This window comes from Luteimonas cucumeris, assembly GCF_007830035.1.
Classification (GTDB): Bacteria; Pseudomonadota; Gammaproteobacteria; order Xanthomonadales; family Xanthomonadaceae; genus Luteimonas_C; species Luteimonas_C cucumeris.
The window spans coordinates 79,201-97,447 of record NZ_VLKN01000002.1; the positions used below are offsets into that span (position 1 = coordinate 79,201).

21 protein-coding genes are annotated in these 18,247 nt (G+C 65.5%); 15 read left to right on the top strand and 6 right to left on the bottom strand.

Annotation, left to right across the window (positions count from 1 at the left end):
- Nucleotides 1–4: 4 nt before the first annotated feature.
- Nucleotides 5–637, bottom strand: a complete 633-nt coding sequence (locus IP90_RS03470; protein ID WP_144898244.1) for a glutathione S-transferase family protein — start codon at nucleotides 635–637, stop codon at nucleotides 5–7.
- 193 nt (nucleotides 638–830) lie between these two features.
- Here IP90_RS03470 and IP90_RS03475 point away from each other — a divergent pair, with 193 nt between their 5' ends.
- From IP90_RS03475 to IP90_RS03495, 5 genes are all read left to right on the top strand, one after another.
- On the top strand, nucleotides 831–1,949 hold the full coding sequence (locus IP90_RS03475; protein ID WP_144898245.1) for a hypothetical protein: 1,119 nt from the start codon (nucleotides 831–833) through the stop codon (nucleotides 1,947–1,949).
- Nucleotides 1,950–1,965: 16 nt separating this feature from the next.
- Nucleotides 1,966–3,735 carry a M14 family metallopeptidase gene (locus IP90_RS03480; protein WP_144898246.1) on the top strand — a complete coding sequence of 590 codons (1,770 nt, stop codon included), beginning with the start codon at nucleotides 1,966–1,968 and terminating at the stop codon, nucleotides 3,733–3,735.
- Between the two features lie 140 nt (nucleotides 3,736–3,875).
- Nucleotides 3,876–4,763, top strand: coding sequence for an endonuclease/exonuclease/phosphatase family protein (locus IP90_RS03485; RefSeq protein WP_144898247.1), 888 nt, complete (start codon nucleotides 3,876–3,878; stop codon nucleotides 4,761–4,763).
- 60 nt (nucleotides 4,764–4,823) lie between these two features.
- Nucleotides 4,824–5,552 (top strand): MliC family protein, encoded by a 729-nt coding sequence (locus IP90_RS03490; RefSeq protein ID WP_144898248.1) that lies wholly within the window; start codon nucleotides 4,824–4,826, stop codon nucleotides 5,550–5,552.
- A gap of 34 nt (nucleotides 5,553–5,586) precedes the next feature.
- Nucleotides 5,587–6,324 (top strand): class I SAM-dependent methyltransferase, encoded by a 738-nt coding sequence (locus tag IP90_RS03495; RefSeq protein WP_144898249.1) that lies wholly within the window; start codon nucleotides 5,587–5,589, stop codon nucleotides 6,322–6,324.
- 21 nt (nucleotides 6,325–6,345) lie between these two features.
- On the opposite strand, the gene IP90_RS03500 is transcribed toward IP90_RS03495, so the two are convergent.
- On the bottom strand, nucleotides 6,346–7,461 hold the full coding sequence (locus tag IP90_RS03500) for a diguanylate cyclase (RefSeq protein WP_144898250.1): 1,116 nt from the start codon (nucleotides 7,459–7,461) through the stop codon (nucleotides 6,346–6,348).
- A gap of 209 nt (nucleotides 7,462–7,670) precedes the next feature.
- On the opposite strand from IP90_RS03500, the gene IP90_RS03505 reads away from it, so the two are divergent.
- Both IP90_RS03505 and IP90_RS03510 read left to right on the top strand, forming a co-directional pair.
- Nucleotides 7,671–8,141 (top strand): guanyl-specific ribonuclease, encoded by a 471-nt coding sequence (locus tag IP90_RS03505; protein ID WP_144898251.1) that lies wholly within the window; start codon nucleotides 7,671–7,673, stop codon nucleotides 8,139–8,141.
- On the top strand, nucleotides 8,138–8,572 hold the full coding sequence (locus IP90_RS03510) for a barstar family protein (protein ID WP_144898252.1): 435 nt from the start codon (nucleotides 8,138–8,140) through the stop codon (nucleotides 8,570–8,572). Before IP90_RS03505 ends, IP90_RS03510 begins: the two co-directional genes overlap by 4 nt.
- 45 nt (nucleotides 8,573–8,617) lie before the next feature.
- Here IP90_RS03510 and IP90_RS03515 read toward each other — a convergent pair whose 3' ends face one another.
- Nucleotides 8,618–10,489 carry an ATP-binding cassette domain-containing protein gene (locus tag IP90_RS03515; protein WP_144898253.1) on the bottom strand — a complete coding sequence of 624 codons (1,872 nt, stop codon included), beginning with the start codon at nucleotides 10,487–10,489 and terminating at the stop codon, nucleotides 8,618–8,620.
- A 381-nt stretch (nucleotides 10,490–10,870) separates the two neighbouring features.
- Here IP90_RS03515 and IP90_RS03520 point away from each other — a divergent pair, with 381 nt between their 5' ends.
- The 5 genes from IP90_RS03520 (at nucleotide 10,871) to IP90_RS03540 (ending at nucleotide 13,133) form a co-directional block, all read left to right on the top strand.
- The gene (locus IP90_RS03520; RefSeq protein ID WP_144898254.1) at nucleotides 10,871–11,149 is read left to right on the top strand and encodes a hypothetical protein; all 279 of its coding nucleotides are present in this window, start codon (nucleotides 10,871–10,873) and stop codon (nucleotides 11,147–11,149) included.
- Between the two features lie 75 nt (nucleotides 11,150–11,224).
- Nucleotides 11,225–11,551 carry a nucleoside triphosphate pyrophosphohydrolase family protein gene (locus IP90_RS03525; RefSeq protein ID WP_144898255.1) on the top strand — a complete coding sequence of 109 codons (327 nt, stop codon included), beginning with the start codon at nucleotides 11,225–11,227 and terminating at the stop codon, nucleotides 11,549–11,551.
- A gap of 199 nt (nucleotides 11,552–11,750) precedes the next feature.
- Complete coding sequence (locus IP90_RS03530) at nucleotides 11,751–12,161, top strand: MAPEG family protein (RefSeq protein WP_144898256.1); 411 nt, start codon at nucleotides 11,751–11,753, stop codon at nucleotides 12,159–12,161.
- 23 nt (nucleotides 12,162–12,184) lie between these two features.
- A complete protein-coding gene (locus tag IP90_RS03535; protein WP_144898257.1) occupies nucleotides 12,185–12,664 on the top strand; it encodes an AAC(3)-I family aminoglycoside N-acetyltransferase in 480 nt (159 codons plus the stop codon).
- Between the two features lie 106 nt (nucleotides 12,665–12,770).
- Nucleotides 12,771–13,133, top strand: a complete 363-nt coding sequence (locus IP90_RS03540) for a hypothetical protein (RefSeq protein WP_144898258.1) — start codon at nucleotides 12,771–12,773, stop codon at nucleotides 13,131–13,133.
- Nucleotides 13,134–13,142: 9 nt separating this feature from the next.
- Here the strand turns inward: IP90_RS03540 and IP90_RS03545 are convergent, their stop codons facing one another.
- Nucleotides 13,143–13,817 (bottom strand): hypothetical protein, encoded by a 675-nt coding sequence (locus tag IP90_RS03545; protein ID WP_144898259.1) that lies wholly within the window; start codon nucleotides 13,815–13,817, stop codon nucleotides 13,143–13,145.
- Between the two features lie 177 nt (nucleotides 13,818–13,994).
- Here IP90_RS03545 and IP90_RS03550 point away from each other — a divergent pair, with 177 nt between their 5' ends.
- The 3 genes from IP90_RS03550 to IP90_RS03560 all read left to right on the top strand — a co-directional run bounded on the left by IP90_RS03550 (nucleotide 13,995) and on the right by IP90_RS03560 (nucleotide 15,195).
- Nucleotides 13,995–14,420 carry a helix-turn-helix transcriptional regulator gene (locus IP90_RS03550; RefSeq protein WP_242007471.1) on the top strand — a complete coding sequence of 142 codons (426 nt, stop codon included), beginning with the start codon at nucleotides 13,995–13,997 and terminating at the stop codon, nucleotides 14,418–14,420.
- Between the two features lie 43 nt (nucleotides 14,421–14,463).
- The gene (locus IP90_RS03555; protein ID WP_144898261.1) at nucleotides 14,464–14,874 is read left to right on the top strand and encodes a VOC family protein; all 411 of its coding nucleotides are present in this window, start codon (nucleotides 14,464–14,466) and stop codon (nucleotides 14,872–14,874) included.
- A gap of 96 nt (nucleotides 14,875–14,970) precedes the next feature.
- Complete coding sequence (locus IP90_RS03560; protein ID WP_144898262.1) at nucleotides 14,971–15,195, top strand: hypothetical protein; 225 nt, start codon at nucleotides 14,971–14,973, stop codon at nucleotides 15,193–15,195.
- A 565-nt stretch (nucleotides 15,196–15,760) separates the two neighbouring features.
- Here IP90_RS03560 and IP90_RS03565 read toward each other — a convergent pair.
- Together IP90_RS03565 and IP90_RS03570 are read right to left on the bottom strand one after the other, a co-directional pair.
- Nucleotides 15,761–17,164 (bottom strand): glycosyltransferase family 2 protein, encoded by a 1,404-nt coding sequence (locus IP90_RS03565; protein ID WP_144898263.1) that lies wholly within the window; start codon nucleotides 17,162–17,164, stop codon nucleotides 15,761–15,763.
- The gene (locus tag IP90_RS03570; RefSeq protein WP_144898264.1) at nucleotides 17,161–18,246 is read right to left on the bottom strand and encodes a HEAT repeat domain-containing protein; all 1,086 of its coding nucleotides are present in this window, start codon (nucleotides 18,244–18,246) and stop codon (nucleotides 17,161–17,163) included. Before IP90_RS03570 ends, IP90_RS03565 begins: the two co-directional genes overlap by 4 nt.
- Nucleotide 18,247: the final 1 nt, after the last annotated feature.

Genomic DNA, 18,247 nt, shown 5'->3' on the forward strand with positions numbered 1-18,247 from the left:
CCGGTCATGCCCATTCGGTCAGTCCTTCGCGCTCATAGAGCGTGGCGAACGACGGTCGCGCCTTCATCCGCTGCGCCAGTTCGGCCAGATGCGGCCATTCGGTGGCCGGACGCGGCATGTTGCGCGACCAGCGCATCAGCATGGTGAGATAGAAATCGGCGATGGTCGGATTGTCGCCGAGCAGATAGGGACCCCGTGCTGCCAGATGCGCATCGATGCGGTCCCACTGCGCCTCGATCCGTGCCGGCACATGCCGGCGCACATCGTCGGCATGCTCCGCGCCGGCCGGTTCGTGCGGATACCACCACTGTCGGAACAGCGGCTGCACCATGTTCGCCAGGTTGAACATCCATTGATGCAGGCGCTGGCGATCGCGCATGCCTGGCATCGGCGCCAGGCCCGCCTGCGGATGCGCATCGGCCAGATCGAGCAGTAGTGCGGCCGCCTCGAATGCCGGCTCGCCATCGATCAACAAGGTCGGTATCACGCCATTGGGATTGAGCGCGAGGTACTCGGGACGCTTGTGTTCACCGGCGGCCGTGTCGACCAGCTTGAGCTCGTGCGTCGCGCCCAGTTCGATCATCAGCCAATGCACCACGAGGCTGGCGGCACCGGGAGCGTAATAGAGCACGTACATGCACGGATCTCGCTGATCGGAAAAGGAGCGCAGTCTAAGCCATGCCGGCGCGGCGGATCCGCGCGCCGGCACTACCGCCAACGCGATTGCTGCCACCCCGATGTCAGCAGTGGCGGGATTCGTGCACCAACGACGATGCGCAATCGCATCCGCATCCACTACATTAGTGCCCCCGGGGGAGAGGGCTTCGTGCATGTTCCAGCATCTGCCGCGATGGCTGCCCATCGCATTGATCGTCGGCGTTGCCAGCGGCTGCGACGGCAGCATGGGCCTGTTTCCGCGCAGCAGCGCCGATCCGACCGAAGCGCCGACCGCGTCGGTGCAGGCGCCATCACCGGCCGGTGATGCGATGCAGGAGCCACCCGTCGCGACAGCGATGACCCAGGCGACCGTGGCGACCAGCGACGGCGCGACCAAGCCTTTCGCCTTCCAGGCGCCGAACGCCACTGATGCGCCAGCCACCTGCAGCTTCGACGGACTGGTGCTGCCCGCCGAGGCCAAGCTGTTCGCCGCCGGCGCCTATGGCGGCCGCAGGCTCGACTACCAGATCGACCAGAGCGGCAGCGAAGCGACCCAGATCGATGTCGCCGTCAATCACCCCGACGCGCCGGTGGTACTCATGCTGGGCAGCTACGAGCCCACCGTCTGGAACATCGGCTGGTCGTCGGGAACACGGATACTGGCCGTGCTGGTCAGCGGCTATCACCGCCAGGTCGTCACCGGCCTTCCGGCAGGCGTGCCGACCATGGTCAGCACCTACGACAACAAGGGCGCCTGCGGCTACTACTACGTCACCGCCGAGAAGGCCGGCACGCTCAATCCGGTCGCGCGCCGCGTGTTCGGACGACCGATCGACATGGTGTTCCCCGCGCGCGAGGGCCGCGTCGTCATCGGCAGCCCCCTGACTGCGAGCACCGCGCTGATCACCGATCAATCGGCCAAGCCACCGCAGAGTTTCCGGACGCCCGACTCGCAGCAGGCCGGTCCTGCCGGCCTGGAATACGCGGTCAGCCAAGGCCTGCTGCGCAGGGCCAGCCAAGCCGATGCGGATGCCTGGCTGGCGGCCCGCGCCGCACGCGCGGTGGCCGACATCCCGCCGATCGCCGGCGGCCGTCCGGCCGGGCGCATCACCATGCACAACGGCTACGTGGTGCAGAAAGCCTTCGTGTTCCCGGCCGGGCTGTACGGCGCGCACTCGGCAACATTCTTCGTACCCAAGGGCGTGCCGCGCCCCACCGGCAACGCCGGCCATTCCAGCGTCTACGACTTCAACACGCTCGACTGCAGCGGCGCGCTCTGCAACCTCGACTGACTACACGGAAACCGCAATGACCCGATCCCACCTGCTCTGCCTGTCCCTGCTGCTGGCCATCGCACCCGCGTTTGCCGCCGATCCCGCACTCACCACCATTTCCGAGCGCAGCGGCTTCCTCAAGACCGGCCGCTACGACGAGGTCATCGCCCTGTGCGACGCCTTCGCCCAGCGCCATCCGGACGCGGTGCGCTGCATCGACTTCGGCACCACGCCGGAAGGCCGGCCGATGAAGGCGCTGGTGGTCTCGCGCAGCGGCGCGCTGACGCCTGAAGCCGCGCGCGAACGCGGATTGCCGGTGCTGCTGGTGCAAGGCGGCATCCATGCCGGCGAGATCGACGGCAAGGATGCGGGCTTCCTGGCGCTGCGCCAGGCACTCGATGGCGAGGCCGCGCCCGGCGCACTGGAAGAACTGGTGTTGCTGTTCGTGCCGGTGTTCAACGTCGACGGCCACGAGCGCTTCGGCGCGTGGAACCGACCCAACCAGCGCGGCCCGGAGGAAATGGGCTGGCGCACCACCGCGCAGAACTACAACCTCAACCGCGACTACATGAAGGCCGACGCGCCGGAAATGCAGGCAATGCTGGCGCTGGTGCAGGCCTGGGACCCGATCGCCTACATCGACCTGCACGTCACCGATGGGGCCAAGTTCGAGCACGACGTCTCGATCCAGGTCGAGCCGGTGAATTCGGGCGACGCCGACATGCGCAAGTCGGGGCGCGCACTGCGCGACGACATCATCGCCAAGCTGGCCACGCAGGGTTCGCTGCCGCTGGCCTTCTATCCTTCGTTCGTGGAGATGGACAATCCGCAATCCGGCTTCATCGATGGCGTGTCGACGCCGCGCTTCTCGCACGGCTATTTCCCGCTGCGCAACCGCTACGGCATGCTGGTCGAAACGCATTCGTGGAAGGACTACCCGACCCGCGTCAACATCACCCGCAACACCGTCGTCGACCTGCTCGAAGTCACCGCACGCGACGGCCGCAAGTGGTTGAAACTGGCACAGGCGGCCGATGCGCGCGCCGAAAAGCTGGGCGGCAAGCTGGTGCCCCTCGACTACGCCGCCACAGAGAAAGTACGCACGGTCGATTTCCGCGGCTACGAATACACGCGCACGCCGTCTGAAATCTCCGGCGCACTGATGACCCGTTACGACGAAAGCAAGCCACAGGTCTGGAAACTGCCGCTGCGCGACGAGATCCTGCCCAGCAGCACGGTGGTCGCTCCGAAGGGCGGTTACATCGTGCCGCCGGCGCACGCGGCGTGGGTCGCGGAAAAGCTGAAGACGCACGGCGTCGAGTTCCGCACGCTCGACGAGGCCATCGACGAGGCCAAGGTCGAGACCTTCCGCGCCACCCAGACCAAATTCGCCGCCAATCCGGTCGAGGGCCACCAGCGCCTGGCGCTGCAGGGCGAATGGAAGCCCGAGTCGCGCGCCATCGCCGCCGGCAGCCTGTTCGTGCCAATCGCGCAACCGAAGGCGCGCCTGGCGATGGGGCTGCTGGAACCGATGGCGCCGGATGCGTTCGTGCAATGGGGCGAATTCAACAACGCCTTCGAACGCAAGGAATACATGGAGCCCTATGTGGCCGAACAGGTGGCGCGCGAGATGCTGGCGGCGGACCCGGAGCTCCAGGCGCAGTTCGACCAGCGCGTCAAGAACGATCTCGCCTTCGCCCGCAATCCGATGGCACGGCTGGATTTCTTCGCCCAGCGTCATTCGTCGTGGGACGAGCGCTACAACCTGTATCCGGTGCTGCGCATCGCCACCGTGCCGCGCTGAGCGGAAACGTCCGTCCAAGCACGCGCCCAGCCATCAGCGGGCGCGTGGGTGCCCCGCAGTGCGTTCGGGCTGCCTGCGCATGCGTTGAACAGGTTGGCGGCGCTACAATCGTGCTGCGACCACGATATCGACGGGATGGAATGCGCGCCGCAGCGAACATCCGCAAGTTTTCCTGCCGCTGGCTGCTGACGCTGGTCGTGCTCGCTGCAGCGGTCGCGGCCTGCGCCAGTCCTCCGTCGCCGTCGCAGCCGGACATCTCGCTGGTCACGCTCAACCTGTATCACGACAAGGCGGACTGGCCCAAGCGCCTGCCGCTGATCCTCGCCGAACTGAAACGTCTACGGCCCGACGTGATCGCATTGCAGGAAGTGCTGGGCCACGAAACCCTGCCCAACCAGGCGCAGACCATCGCCGACGCGCTCGGCTACCGGTTCGTGTTCAGTTCCACCGATCCCGTCGACAGTCCGCGACGCTACGGCAACGCGTTGCTCACCCGCCATCCGATCCTGGCGCAGGACTGGAAGAAGCTGGAGCCGCTCGACGACGCGCGCACCGCACTGCATCTGCGCATCGCCATAGGCGATCGCGCGATCAACGTCTACAACACCCACCTGCACTGGACCGACCAGGGCGGCGCGATCCGGGCGCAGCAGGTGCGCGGCCTGCTCGATTTCATCGCCGCCACCAGCGGCGACCTGCCTTCAGTTGTGGCCGGCGACTTCAACGCCGTGGCCACTGCACCGGAACTGCAGCCGCTTTCGACGGACTTCATCGACGCCTACGGCACGCTGCACCCGGGTGCAGCCGCCGATCCCGCGAGCCACGGCACGCTCAACCTCAGCTATTTCGCACCCAAGCGCATCGACCATGTGTTCCTGCAGCGCGATGCCTTCGTGCCGGTCGAGGCGCGCATCATCCTCGACCAGGCCGACGCCGCAGGCACCTGGCCATCCGATCACTACGGCCTGCAGGTCCGCTTCCGTCAACGTGCCGTGAATGCCGTCGGCACCGAGCCCGCTATACAGTGATGTCCGTTGCCAGCTGCGCGCAGTGGCCAATGTTCTTTCCTTGTTCCCAGGAACACCTCAATGAATACGACGCGTGCGACATCCGGCCTACTCTTTGCGATCCTTTCCGCGGCCAGCCTGATCGCCTGCCAGCCGGCGACTGAACAAGCCGATGCGCCGGCCGCGCACGTGCCGGAAGATTTCCCACCGCGGGCCGGCAATGCAGCGACGACGCCACCCGAGCCCGCCTCGACCCAGACGCGCTGGCGCTGCGACGAACTGCTGGTGGCCACCACGCACCACGATGACATCGTCGAGCTGTTCTTTTCCGGGCGCACGCTGCAGATGCCGATCGCGGTATCGGCATCCGGTGCCCGCTATGCCGACGACCAGGGCAACGAGTTCTGGAGCAAAGGCGACACCGCGATGTTGACCCTTGCCGGAGCGCCCAAGCGCGATTGCGCCGTTACCCAGGACACCTCGCCCTGGGAAGATGCCCGCAAGCGCGGCATCACCTTCCGCGCCGTCGGCAACGAGCCGGGCTGGTGGGTCGAGGTCGGCAGCGGCGATTCGCCGCCGCTGACAGCCGCGCTGGATTTCGGACAGCGCAGGATCGAAGTCGCTCAAAGCCAGGGCATCAGCAGCACGCCTGGCTTCGGCGGCAAGACGGCGGACGGCACCGACGTGGTGCTGCGCATCCAGGACAAGCCCTGCGCCGACGTGATGAGCGGCGAGCAGTTCGAGGCCGGCGCCGAACTCAGCGTCGGCGATCAGGTCTATCGGGGCTGCGGCGCGCGACTCGGCAAGTGAGCCGGGCACCAACAACCGGCCGCGGCCGAAGCAAATGAGCGCCGTCGCCGCTCCGGACCTGCGCGAAGTCAATCGCCGCTTCTACGACGCGTTGTGGCGCGATGCGCGGCTGATCCAGCCGCAACGCTTCAACACCTGGTCGCTGGTGGACGAACTCGCCACCGGCACGCCGCGGCGCCTGGAGATCGCGCCCGGCCTACGACCGCGCCTGCCGATCGCGGGGACGGCATTCGCCGATATCAGCGCACCGGCGCTGCGGCAACTGGGCGCACACGGCGGCCACGCCGTGCAGGCGCAGGCCGATGCCCTGCCCTATGCCGACGACAGCTTCGATCTGCTGTGCGCGTTCGACATCATCGAGCACATCGAGGGCGACGAGGCGGCGATGGCGGAACTCGCGCGCGTCGCCGCGCCCGGCGCCGTGCTGCTGCTGTCGGTGCCGATCCACATGGCGGCCTGGACCGTGTTCGACGAGTTCGTCGGCCACCATCGCCGCTACGAGCCCGAGGCCCTGCTGGCGCTGCTGGCGCGCCATGGATTCGCCACGCAGCGCAGCGCCGCGCACGGCATGCAGCCGGAATCGACCCGGCTGCTGAAGCTCGGCATGTGGTTTCTCACCCACCAGCGGCAGCGTGCGATGTGGTGGTACAACCACGTCTTCATGCGTTTCGCGCTGGATACGCAGGCGCCGCTGGCACTGCAGCCGGGCATGATCGCCACCGACGGCGTCGACACCGTGCTGCTGGTCTGCCGCAAGGCAGCCGCAGCCTAGAAACCGCCCTGCCGCATCGCCCTACAAAGACGAATTCCGTAACGCCTTGGCCGCCGATACGGCCTCGGCGCGATTGCGGCCATGGTGCTTGGCCTGGTACATGGCGATGTCCGCCACGTTCACCCAGTCCTGCACGCTGACCAGCACGCGACTGGCTTCGGCCAAGCCGATGCTGACGGTGCAGCGCACCTGCGGCGCCAACGCACATTCGATCGCCTCCACCTCGGCACGCAGCCGCTCGGCGACTTCGCGCGCGCCGTCCATGCGGGTTTCGGCCAGCAGCACGCAGAACTCGTCGCCGCCATAGCGCGCCGGCGTGTCGATCTCGCGCAACGATGTCTTCAACACGTCGGCCACGCAACGCAATACGGCGTCGCCGACCACGTGTCCATGCCGGTCGTTGATCTGCTTGAAGTCGTCGACGTCGATCATCATCACCACCGCCGGCCGTCGGGTACGCAGGCAGCGCGCCAGTTCCTTGCCCGCGACTTCTTCCCAGTGCCTGCGATTGAACAGTCCGGTGACATCGTCGATGCGGTTGAGGTGTTCGAGCATGCGGTTCTGGCGCAATACCCTCCGTCCCAGCGCATATGCCGCGGTGCTGATCGCCATCGGATAACCGAACAGGAACGGCAGGCTGGCGACGATGTTGAGCATGCTGCTGTGCAGTTGCACCGGGAAACCGAGCAACGCCGAAGTCGCTGCGCACGCCAGCACTTGCGCGATGGCCGTGCGCGCCAGGAAACGCCAGCCGGCCACGCCGATCTTGTCGACCGACAGCATCACCGCCAGCAACGCGCTCGGCAGCAGGTTGAACTGCATCATCGCGATCCATGCGCCACCCAGCACCGAATCGAGCACCAGGCTGCGGAGCTCGGCCCGGGCCGGATCACGACTGCGACGAGCCGCCAGCCACGCCATATGCGGCCACACATAACCATTGACCAGCAAAGCGATCCAGGCAAGCAACGGCGCCTGCTGCTGGTACAGCACCGACGCGATCGACAGCACGCCCAAACCCCAGCCGAGCGTGCGCATGCGATGGATCCGCGCGATGAAGCGCAGGCCGCGCATCCGCGCATCCGGCGCGATCTCCTCCACCTCTGCGGTCTTGCCGGTGGTCAGGCCCAGGAGCATCTCTTCTCCGTCGTCAACCCACTGCGATCCACCCGAGCCTAGCGCCTGGCCGCATCGCAATATCTGCACTGCGTCGCGATTGTGCGTCTTCAATCGTTACTGTTCAGGCGAGCCGCATCGATACGCGGACTCAGGGTTCCCGTAACGGTTCCTGATTGCCCACCGCATGCACTTCACCGTCGGGCCATGGAGGCCGATAAACTCGACCGATGCGCAAACCGCTCCTGCTCGTCGTCGCCCTGCTGCTGGTTGCCGTGGCATTGCTGTGGCCGCGCCCAACGACATCGCCCGACACGCCCACTCCCGCTTCCATCACGCCGACTTCACAATCGGCGATCGAAGACGACGCGCGCCGGGCGTCGGCATCAGGGGTGGACACACTGCCGGCATTGCCCGGCTTCCTGCCGCGCGAAGCGCACGACACCGTGCGCTTGATCCTGCAGGGCGGCCCCTATGCGCATCGCCAGGACGGCAGTGTGTTCGGCAACCGCGAAGGCCGCCTGCCGCGCAAGCCGCGCGGTTATTACCGCGAGTACACCGTCGACACGCCGGGCCTGGATCATCGCGGCGCACGCCGCATCGTCACAGGCGGCGATCCACCCGAGATCTGGTACTACAGCGACGACCACTACGACAGTTTCCGCGCCTTCGAGCCGGGCGCGCAGGGAACGCGGCGATGAGCGAATCCGGCTTCGACCTCGGCCTGTCCGATCCCGCGCGCGCCGGCGTGTTCCTCGTCGCCGCGGACGACCTGACCACGCTCGACGTGCTGGCCCGAGATGCCGGCCTGCGCGCCTGGCGCATCGACCTCAGCACCTGCCGCAACAAGGCCACGCTGCTGCTGCGCATCGCCACGATGCTGGAGTTCCCCGGCAGTTTCGGCCGCAACTGGGACGCGTTGTCCGACGGCCTGCGCGACCTGGGCTGGTTGCCTGCCGCCGGCTATGCGTTGCTGTTCGAAGGCGCTGGCGACCTGCGCGACGCCGACGCGGCCAGCTTCGACACCCTGCTCGACATCCTCGGCGAGGCTTCGCGCGAATGGGCCAGCCGCAAAGTCGCGTTCTGGGCGTTCATGGCGCTGCCCGAAGACAGCTTCCAGGCGACCTTGTAGAGCGAAGCGAGCTTTCTTTCCACAAAGCCAGCTCAGCCAGATCGATCAGCCTTCCAGTTGCGACCAGCGCGCATACACGGCGTCGAGTTCCGCCTGCACCGCGGCCATCATGTCGTTGTGCGCGACGATCGCCGCGCTGTCGCGCTGGTAGAAGCCGGGGTCGTTCATCTGCGCAGTCAGTTCGGCGATGCGCGTTTCCAGCGCTTCGATCCGCCCCGGCAGTGCCTCCAGTTCGCGTGCCTCCTTGTAGCTCAGCTTGCGCTTGGCCGGTGCCGCGGGCGCCGGTGCTGCGGCGGCCATCGTCTGCCTCGTACCGGCCGGCGCGGCGACGGTCGCCACCGGCCGCTGCCGCAACCAGTCGCTGTAGCCGCCGATGTATTCGCCGACCCGGCCCGCGCCTTCCATGACGATCGTCGAAGTCACCACGTTGTCGAGGAAGTCGCGGTCGTGGCTGACCAGCAGCAGCGTGCCCGGATAATCGGCCAGCAACTCCTCCAGTAGTTCGAGCGTCTCCACGTCCAGGTCGTTGGTCGGCTCGTCCATCACCAGCAGGTTGGACGGCTGCGCGAACAGCTTGGCCAGCAAAAGGCGGTTGCGCTCGCCGCCGGACAGGCGCGTGATCGGCGCGCGCGCGCGATCCGGCGTAAACAGGAAATCCTGCAGGTAGCCCAGCACGTGCTTGCTGCCGCCGCCGATGTCGATGAACTCGCGACCTTCGGCAACGTTGTCCAGCGCGTTCCAGTCCTCGCGCAGCGCGGCGCGGTACTGGTCGAAATACGCGACCTGCAGCTGCGTGCCGATTTTGACCTCGCCGGCGTCGGGCTGCAGCTGGCCCAGCAGCAGTTTCAGCAGCGTGGTCTTGCCGCTGCCGTTGGGACCGATCAGGCCGATGCGGTCGCCACGCAGGATCGTGGTCGAGAAATCGTGCACGAGCGTTCTGCCCGCGAAGCCGAACGAGACGTCCTGTGCCTCGATCACCTTGCGTCCCGACGCGCTGGCCTGCGCGGTCTGCAGACGCACGTTGCCACTGGCCTCGCGCCGCGCGGCGCGCTCGTTGCGCATCGCTTCCAGCCGTCGCACGCGGCCTTCGTCGCGGGTACGGCGCGCCTTGATGCCCTGCCGGATCCAGGTCTCCTCCTGCGCCAGCAGCTTGTCGAAGCGCGCGTTCTCCTGCACCTCGGCATTCAGCCGCTCCTCGCGGCGGCGCTCGTAGTTCGCCCAGTCGCCGGGCCAGCTGGTAACGCGGCCGCGATCGATCTCGACGATCCGCGTCGCCAGCGCGCGCAGGAAGCGACGGTCGTGAGTGACGAACACCAGCGCGCCCTGCCAGCCTTTCAGGAACACTTCCAGCCAGTCGATCGCCTCGATGTCGAGGTGGTTGGTCGGCTCGTCGAGCAGCAGCAGGTCCGGCGCCGACACCAGCGCCCGCGCCAGCAGCACGCGCCGCTTCATGCCGCCGGACAGGGCCGCGAAATCGGCATCGCAATCCAGCGCCAGCCGCGCCAGCGTCTCCTCCACCTTCTGGTCCAGTGACCAGCCGTGGGCGGCCTCGATCCGGCCCTGCACCCGTGCCAGCGCATCGGTATCGATGGGCTCCTCGTGGATCAGGTGGTGGTACCGCGCCAGCAGCTCGCCCAGCTCGCCCAGCCCGGCCGCGACCACGTCGAACACGCTGCCGCCGGCACCCAACGGCACCTCCTGCTCCAGACGCGCGACCCGACGCCCGCCCTCCAGGGTGATGCGCCCGTCGTCGGGCACCAGCTCGCCGGCCAGCAGCCGCATCAGGGTGGATTTGCCGGCGCCGTTGCGGCCGATCAGGGCGATGCGCTCGCCCGGCTCGATGGCCAGGTCGACGCGTTCCAGCAGCAGTGGGCCGCCGACGCTGTAGTCGACGGCATTCAGGGTGATCAGGGACATCCGCATAGTCTAGCGGCGCGAGGCGCCGCGCAGTACGCTAACCGCCACCGACCACCACCGGAGCGCGCCATGGCCAAGGGCCTCGACAAGAAGAAAGAAGACAAGAAGAAACCCGAGAAATCGCTGAAGGAAAAACGCGCAGCGAAGAAGGAGAAGAAAGCCGGCAAATGAGCCGGCTTTTTTCTTGCGTGGTGTTTTCCTTCCGGCTGGAAACGGTCCTGCTCTAGCCGAAATTCTGGAAGGGGAATTCAGGCAATCGGACGGAGTATTGATCGTCCTGCACGGCGATCCTTGACTAGCATCGGAGCATCGCCTGAATATCCCGCTTGCATATACCCCTCTTCTGGGGTCAATAAATCATTAGGGCTCAGGGGGAGTCTTGTGACTGACAACACCGCTTTACTAGAGGAAATTCGCGACTTGCTGTCCGAGCAAAACAAGCTCATGAACCATATCGCGGAAATGAACAAGAAAGCCATGGAGCAGAATGCCGCACACGTCGCTCAAAGCATGGCATACGCCGCCAACGCCGACTCTTTTGTCGCTGGAGCCAAGCGACAAAATGGCGCACTTATCTGGGCGGCCGTGGCATTCCTGGCCTTCGCGCTGGTTTTTCTCTGGCGCGGACAAAGTTCAACGCTCGGAGCACTTGGGCTGTAGGTGGCTGCAGCGCCTATCCATTCAAGCCGAATCAGCTCCGCGGGGCGGCATAATTGAGCCGCTGGACGGCACAACATGAAATTCGGTGATCTTGAAAAGTCGGCATTACAGCTAAACGACCTCTACGAACAGCTTGAGGTCAAGAGACATGGGCGCATCTGGACCACGGAAGAACTTGCGCTTGGTTTCGTAGGAGATGTAGGCGATCTGGCAAAACTGATCCAGGCCAATGCCGGCATCCGGAATATCGATGACTGCAAGGCGAAACTTGGGCATGAATTGTCGGACTGCTTATGGTCGATTATCGTTCTTGCAAATAAGTGTGGCATTGATTTAGAGGTTGAGTTTGCCAGAAGCACCAAAGAAATAGCCGAGTACATATCTGGCGAGCTGGGCACATAAGAACTCACCCAAGCCGACGCCACTTCGCGGCGGCCAGTTCAAGCATTAGTCATCCATGCAACTCCGCTGGTTCCTGATAATCCCCAGTTGCGCCATTGCTTTCTCAACGATGGCTGGGTTTTCCGTCCCGGCCGGGGGTGTACTTCCGAAAGAGCAGTCTTCCCGCGAATCTTTAGCAAGCCGTAACCGAGAGAAAGTCATGTCCGGCAGCCTGACGACGCCCATGGCCGCGCACGTCGCACTCGCGGCATTTCTCTACGTCCTGCTTACGGCCGCGCGTGCGCCTGCCGTCTGGGGTATCGGCCGTCGTAGCGATGGAAGTAATCCGTGGGTCGGCGTCGAAGCACGGATCAGCGCCAACCTGTCCAATCAATTCGAATGGCCGCTGTTCTTCCACGTTGCCTGCCTGCTCCTGCTGCAATTCCAGGCAAGTCTCGCCGCTCTCGCGCTGGCATGGGTCTTCGTCGCCGGACGTGTGTTGCACAGTGCTGTGCAGATCCTTGGTCGCAACGTCCGGCTCAGGGGAATCGTGTTTACCACCAACTTCCTCGCGGTGCTCGGACTCTGGGCCCTGGTCGTCCTGGCCGCTGGCGGTCCGCCTGTGGAGTAGCCCTTCATTCACCGGAGTTCCACATGACCCCCGCTCCGTTCTCCGTCCGCACCTTGGGTCCTGGCGACATCGCGCCAATGAGAGCCATGCTGGCCATGTTCGGCAGGGCCTTCGACGAAGTGCACACCTTCGGCGATGCACCGCCCGGCACCGCCTACCTGGCACGCCTGCTGGGCAGCGACACCTTCATCGCGATTGCCGCGCTGAAAGACGATGCGGTCGTGGGTGGACTCGCGGCTTACGTGCTGCCCAAGTTCGAACAGGAACGCAGCGAGATCTACATTTACGACCTGGCCGTCGCCGAGGCCCACCGGCGCGAAGGCATCGCCACCGCGCTGATCATGGAACTCAAGACGATCGCATCCAGGCGCGGCGCCTACGTGATCTTCGTGCAGGCCGACCACGGCGACGACCCGGCCATCGCGCTATACACGAAGCTCGGTACTCGCGAGGACGTGCTGCATTTCGACATCGCCCCGGCTTCGCCGGGCCTGCGCGGATAATTCCCGACGATCGGCGTCCGGGCCTGCGGCAGGCACGGCGCCCGCTCACTCCGCTTTAACTCCGTGCATGACACAAACCCAGCGGCCATAGCCACCAAGGGTTTTCATGAAGAAGTTTCTCGCCATCTACACCGGTTCCGTCGCCGCCAGCGAGAAGGCGCAGCGGGATATTCCCGACGAGGCGAAAAGGAAGGAACGCGACCAGGCGGGCATGCAGGCCTGGGGCGCCTGGGTGGGCAAGCACGAGGCGGCGATCGTGGACAACGGCAGTCCGTTGGGAAAAACCAAGCGCGTCGGCCCTGACGGCATCTCGGATATCCGCAACGCGATGGCGGCCTACACGATCGTCGAAGCCGACTCGCACGAAGCGGCGGCGAAGATGTTCGAAAACCATCCGCACTTTGCGATCTTCCCCGGTGAAGCGGTCGAGATCATGGAATGCCTGCCGATGCCCGGCCCGACGAAGTAGCCCTGCCGGTCACAACGGTCCGAGCAGGGCCAGAGCGACCAGCGTGTTGATCACCAGCCCCACCAGCAGGATCAGCAGGGTGGCGCCGATGGCGCGCCACCAAGGCACCTGGAGCAGGTTCCGCAGCCAGCCGGCCTGCGCGGCGACAAACCAGGCGCAGGCGACCAGTGCCCACGTGATGCCTGCCTCGTGGAAACGCGTGCCGAAAACACGCGCGATCGTGACGCCGATGGACAGGGAGATCGCAAACGGCGCAACAAGGTAGCACTGCGCGTAGAACGGGCGCCGCAGCGTGTCGCGGTCGATGCGGCCATGTGTGCGCACCAGCAGGTACATCGCTCCCAGCAGCGCCCATACGCCGAAGGAAATGGTCCGGTAGATCAACAGGTTCTGTTCCGAACCCAGCACTATCTTTGCCAGTTCACCCGACCTTTCCGGCATCTGCGCGTGAAGTGTCAGTTCGACGACATGCGAAATGATCACTGACAGCAGGAGGAAGAACGGCGGACTCAGCCCATCCTTGAACTGCTCGCGCAGCGGATCGGCAAGCTCCTCGTCCGCGTACTGGGCCATGCGAATGGGATGCCGCACCACGCGCCACAGCGTGCGGGGATAGAACACGAGCCAGGTCATCGCTTCGTAGATGAACTCCTCGAACGACTTCAGTATCTTGAGGAAATCCATGCGCGGGGTCCGCCTGGCCGATGTGGTCCGAGCATACGCCAGACTGTCCTTTTTTTCGTCCCACGGCCGCCTCCGGCAAGGCGCGAGGCGATCGCATCGCCGGGCGCGTCGGCTCCCGCATGCGTCGACGCATTGAGCGCTCTGGAGCGACGTGGCACGATGCCGCGGATGGCCCGCATGACCGATGCAGCACAGCACTTGCGCGACCTCGCACGACTGCGCCGCGTCCGCGACCGGATCGACCGCGAATACGCGCAGCCGCTGGACGTGGAGGCGCTGGCCCGCGACGCGGGCATGTCGGCTGGGCACCTGAGCCGGCAGTTCAAACTCGCCTACGGCGAGTCGCCCTACAGTTATCTGATGACACGGCGCATCGAGCGTGCGATGGCGCTGTTGCGTTGTGGCGACCTCGGCGTCACCGAAGTCTGCTTCGAGGTCGGCTGCTCGTCGCTGGGCACCTTCAGCACCCGCTTCACGGAACTGGTCGGCGTGCCGCCGAGCGTGTACCGGCGCGAGGCGGCGCTGGCGACCGAGGGAATGCCGCCGTGCGTGGCCAAGCAGGTAAGCCGACCAATCAGGAATCGAGAAGCGCCGGCTACCTGACCCGTTCTAGCATGACGACTCACCCACACCACGGACGACTGTCATGAACATCACCATTCACTCGAGCTTTCTGCCGCACAATGACGCGGACGCAGCGCTGGCCTTCTATCGCGACATCCTCGGCTTCGAGGTCCGCAAGGACGTCGCCTACAACGGTATGCGCTGGATCACGGTCGGCCCCGTTGGCCAGCCCGACACGTCCATCGTCCTGCATCCGCCAGCCGCCAGTCCGGGCCTCACCGACGACGAGCGCCGCACCATTTCCGAGATGATGGCCAAGGGCACCTACGGCATGATCATCCTGGCCACCGCCGACCTCGACGGCGTCTTCGAGCAACTGCAGGCCAGCGACGCCGAAGTCATCCAGGAGCCGACAGAGCAACCGTACGGGGTCCGCGACTGCGCGTTCCGCGATCCGGCCGGCAACCACGTCCGCATCAACGAAGTACGCTGATCGGTCTGGCGATCGCCAGTCACGTCCACGACCGCTGAACGCCCTCATCCGGTGGTCGCAGGCCATTGCGATTGCGGGTCTTCACAGGAGGATTGAATGAACTGGAACAAGTGGATCCGGCAGTTTCACCGCTGGGTGGCCGTCGTCTTTACAGTGACCGTCATCATCACTTTAATCGTCTTGGCGCAGGAGAATCCTGTCGTCTGGGTCTCGTATGTGCCGCTGCTCCCGCTCGCGCTGCTGCTGCTGACCGGTCTGTATCTGTTCGTGCTGCCCTATGCCAGCAAGTGGCGTGGCGGACGCCGAACTGGCGAAACCTGACGATCGAAGCCGGGTATTTTGTCCGGCAGACGGATCGGTCGGCCGAAAAATGCGATCCGCGTGCGCCGCGTATCGCCTCGATAGATTGCGGGACCGATGTCGGGCCGAAGCTCCTCCCGCAAGATGGATGCGCCGACAAGGATGTCTGCTTCGCTAATTGAAGACAGAGTGAGCAAGGCCAGGAAGACGGACGCGCGCCCATGCAATATGCCGCCGACGGCCACGACCTGATCCACATGCACGGCGCGCGCGGCAACAATCTCAAGGGCGCCGGCATCGAGATCCGAAGCTGACTGACCATGGTCACCGGCGTCTGTCCGTCGTCCAGGCGGCCGGTGCCATCACTGTCGAGCGCGGCACAAAAACCATCACCAGGCGAGAAACCGGCACCCGCGAGGATGTCATTGCACCTAAATATCGCCACCGCACAGCTGCGCGATGGTGATCCGGACGCATCCCGTTGGACGCGGCGCAATCGCAGCGGCGGACCGTCCATGCCCGACGGCAGTCGCACCTCCGTGCCGCACCGGCCAATGCACTCCTGTTTCCTGCTCGTGATCCGATATTACAACTGCCCCCACTGCCCGCTACGCTTCATCGTCCCCCACTGGTGCTTGCGTCGCGACAACCATTGCCACATGCCACGGCATCGCCACAGAGTGTTGAGCTGCCGGTACCCGAAGTTCTCCAGCACCGCCATCGCGAACAACGCGAGAATGTCGCGGGTCCGGTTGTAGACTCGGAAGGACAGCGTCTCCAGCAGCAGTCCGTTGACCGACAGCAGGACACCCATGCCGATAGCGACGGCCAGGAATACGACCAGCGACACCGGCGATATCCAGCCCAGCGCGAAGCCGGCCAGCATGAATACATATCCGGTCAGTTCGATCAGCGGGCCGAACCATTCGAACAGCGCCATGAACGGCCAGGCCAGATAGCCGGCAGCGCCGGCACGCCAGCCGAAACGCCACGGTGGATGGAATGTCAGGCTTTCCGCGAGCCCACGCTGCCAGCGCGAGCGTTGCCGACCCAATGTTCCCAGATCTTCGGGAGCCTCGGTCCAGCAGATCGGATCGGGCAGGTAGCGGATGTGATACGGCACGCGGTTGCGCCGATGCCAGCGGTGCAGCCTCACCACCAGTTCCATGTCCTCGCCGACGGTATCGGTGCGATACCCCCCTACGGTCTCCACACGGTTGCGGTCGAACAGGCCGAATGCGCCGGAGATGATCAATACGCCGTTCAGTGGCGACCAGCCCAGGCGCCCGAACAGGAACGCGCGCAGGTACTCGATGATCTGCATACGCGCCAGCAGATTACCCGGTAGGCCGGACTTCACCAGGAAGCCACCGCGTACTTCCGAGCCGTTGGCGATGCGCACGGTGCCGCCGGAGGCGACGGTGCGCTCGTCCTCGATGAACGGCTGCACCACGCGCAGCAGGCTGTCGCGCTGCAGGATGGAATCGGCATCCACCGCACAGAACAGGCCGTGGCGCGCGACGTTGATGCCGACGTTGAGCGCGTCGGCCTTGCCGCCGTTCTCCTTGTCGATCACGCGCAGATTGCCGTAACGCAGCGAGCGGTATACGCCGCGGACCGGCTTGTGCGGCACGGCCTGTCGCACGACTTCCGGGTGCGGTACCAGCTCGAACTCCTCGATCAGAACCTCCAGAGTCCGGTCCTTGGAGCCGTCGTTGATCACCACGACCTCGAATTCCGGGTACTGCAGTTGCAGCATCGAACGCACCGAGGTGCGGATGGTCGCTTCCTCGTTGTAGCCGGGCACCAGCAACGAGATCGGCGGCTCCATGCCCAGGTACGGCGTATCGGTGCCGTACTCGGCGCGCTGTCGCATGTAGCTGCGCAGGCTGAGCATCGACAGCACGTTGAGCAGCAGGTAGCCACCGTTCAGAAGCACGAAATAGCCAATGAAGAACATCTGCACGGCGAACAGGACCTTCTCGATCATGCGCGCTGTCCCGTCGCGAAACGCTCTGCCAGCGCCCGCGCCAGCGCCTCGTGCCCGTACTTGTCCTGCACGCCCGGCAGTAACGCACGCAGCGCGTCGGCGTCCAACCGTGGCAGCGTGGCGATGGTATCGGCGGCCTGGCGCCGGACCCACCAGCTATGGTCGGCGAGCAACGCCAGCAGTACATCCAGATCCGCGATGTCGGCGCGTTTGTGAAGCGCTTCCACAGCCACCAGCCGCACCGACGGATCCGCATCATGCAGCGCCTGAAGGATCAGTTTCTTGTCGACCGGATCGCCGAGCTCGCCCAAGGCCTGCAACGCCGCCGCGCGATTGCGCGCATCGCCGTCGTTTACCGCGCGCGCGCGCGCCCAGGGAGCGATGCGCGCAGGTTCGGCCTGAGCCAGCAACGGCGTCAGTCGCGCCAGCCGCGTGGGCCCGGCCTGCTCCAAAGCCTCGAGCAATGCCGGCGTGACCGCGACACGGCCGGCTTGGCGGCACAATGCCGACAATCGCTGCGCCCCCCAGTTCTCGCGTTCCAGCGCCTGCGGCAGTACCTGCCGGATGGCGCGCTCCGGATCCATGGCGATCAACGCCTGCGCCGCGGCAAACGTGACGAACGGATTGCCGCCCCGGCACAGCGGAACGATCTCGTTCCAGTACGTTTCGTCGCCGAGATGACGGAACGTTTCCAGCGCGACCAGCTTTCCGCGTACGCTCCGACCGCGCAGCAGGCTCAACGCATAGCCATCGAGCGCGAGCGCGGGGATGAGTTCGTTGAGCCGCAACGAGGCAGTGCCGCGGAGCTGGCGCTGCATCCGGTTCCAGAGCAACAACCACCACCTCCGGTGCTTGCCGCGAGGGGGGTCGAATCCGGCGACAGCCCCCTCCAGGCTCATCTGCGCCAGACGCGGCCGCCATTGGTTGTTGAAGGTATCGCGCTGGCGCTTTCGGCGTGCCGCCAGCGTCGAGGTCGCCAGTACCTGGACAAGCATTGCAAGCGTCACTGCCACCAGCAGGCAGGCAATGAGGCTCGCCAGCCGCAGCGTCGGGTCATGCGGCAACCAGGCGAGCCAGTCCATG

Bases quoted from the DNA above. Each gene is read 5' to 3' on its own strand.
- IP90_RS03470 (WP_144898244.1), bottom strand. From the start codon at position 637: ATGTACGTGCTCTATTACGCTCCCGGTGCCGCCAGCCTCGTGGTGCAT.
- IP90_RS03475 (WP_144898245.1), top strand. From the start codon at position 831: ATGTTCCAGCATCTGCCGCGATGGCTGCCCATCGCATTGATCGTCGGC.
- IP90_RS03480 (WP_144898246.1), top strand. From the start codon at position 1,966: ATGACCCGATCCCACCTGCTCTGCCTGTCCCTGCTGCTGGCCATCGCA.
- IP90_RS03485 (WP_144898247.1), top strand. From the start codon at position 3,876: ATGCGCGCCGCAGCGAACATCCGCAAGTTTTCCTGCCGCTGGCTGCTG.
- IP90_RS03490 (WP_144898248.1), top strand. From the start codon at position 4,824: ATGAATACGACGCGTGCGACATCCGGCCTACTCTTTGCGATCCTTTCC.
- IP90_RS03495 (WP_144898249.1), top strand. From the start codon at position 5,587: ATGAGCGCCGTCGCCGCTCCGGACCTGCGCGAAGTCAATCGCCGCTTC.
- IP90_RS03500 (WP_144898250.1), bottom strand. From the start codon at position 7,461: ATGCTCCTGGGCCTGACCACCGGCAAGACCGCAGAGGTGGAGGAGATC.
- IP90_RS03505 (WP_144898251.1), top strand. From the start codon at position 7,671: ATGCGCAAACCGCTCCTGCTCGTCGTCGCCCTGCTGCTGGTTGCCGTG.
- IP90_RS03510 (WP_144898252.1), top strand. From the start codon at position 8,138: ATGAGCGAATCCGGCTTCGACCTCGGCCTGTCCGATCCCGCGCGCGCC.
- IP90_RS03515 (WP_144898253.1), bottom strand. From the start codon at position 10,489: ATGTCCCTGATCACCCTGAATGCCGTCGACTACAGCGTCGGCGGCCCA.
- IP90_RS03525 (WP_144898255.1), top strand. From the start codon at position 11,225: ATGAAATTCGGTGATCTTGAAAAGTCGGCATTACAGCTAAACGACCTC.
- IP90_RS03530 (WP_144898256.1), top strand. From the start codon at position 11,751: ATGTCCGGCAGCCTGACGACGCCCATGGCCGCGCACGTCGCACTCGCG.
- IP90_RS03535 (WP_144898257.1), top strand. From the start codon at position 12,185: ATGACCCCCGCTCCGTTCTCCGTCCGCACCTTGGGTCCTGGCGACATC.
- IP90_RS03540 (WP_144898258.1), top strand. From the start codon at position 12,771: ATGAAGAAGTTTCTCGCCATCTACACCGGTTCCGTCGCCGCCAGCGAG.
- IP90_RS03545 (WP_144898259.1), bottom strand. From the start codon at position 13,817: ATGGATTTCCTCAAGATACTGAAGTCGTTCGAGGAGTTCATCTACGAA.
- IP90_RS03550 (WP_242007471.1), top strand. From the start codon at position 13,995: ATGACCGATGCAGCACAGCACTTGCGCGACCTCGCACGACTGCGCCGC.
- IP90_RS03555 (WP_144898261.1), top strand. From the start codon at position 14,464: ATGAACATCACCATTCACTCGAGCTTTCTGCCGCACAATGACGCGGAC.
- IP90_RS03560 (WP_144898262.1), top strand. From the start codon at position 14,971: ATGAACTGGAACAAGTGGATCCGGCAGTTTCACCGCTGGGTGGCCGTC.
- IP90_RS03565 (WP_144898263.1), bottom strand. From the start codon at position 17,164: ATGATCGAGAAGGTCCTGTTCGCCGTGCAGATGTTCTTCATTGGCTAT.
- IP90_RS03570 (WP_144898264.1), bottom strand. From the start codon at position 18,246: ATGGACTGGCTCGCCTGGTTGCCGCATGACCCGACGCTGCGGCTGGCG.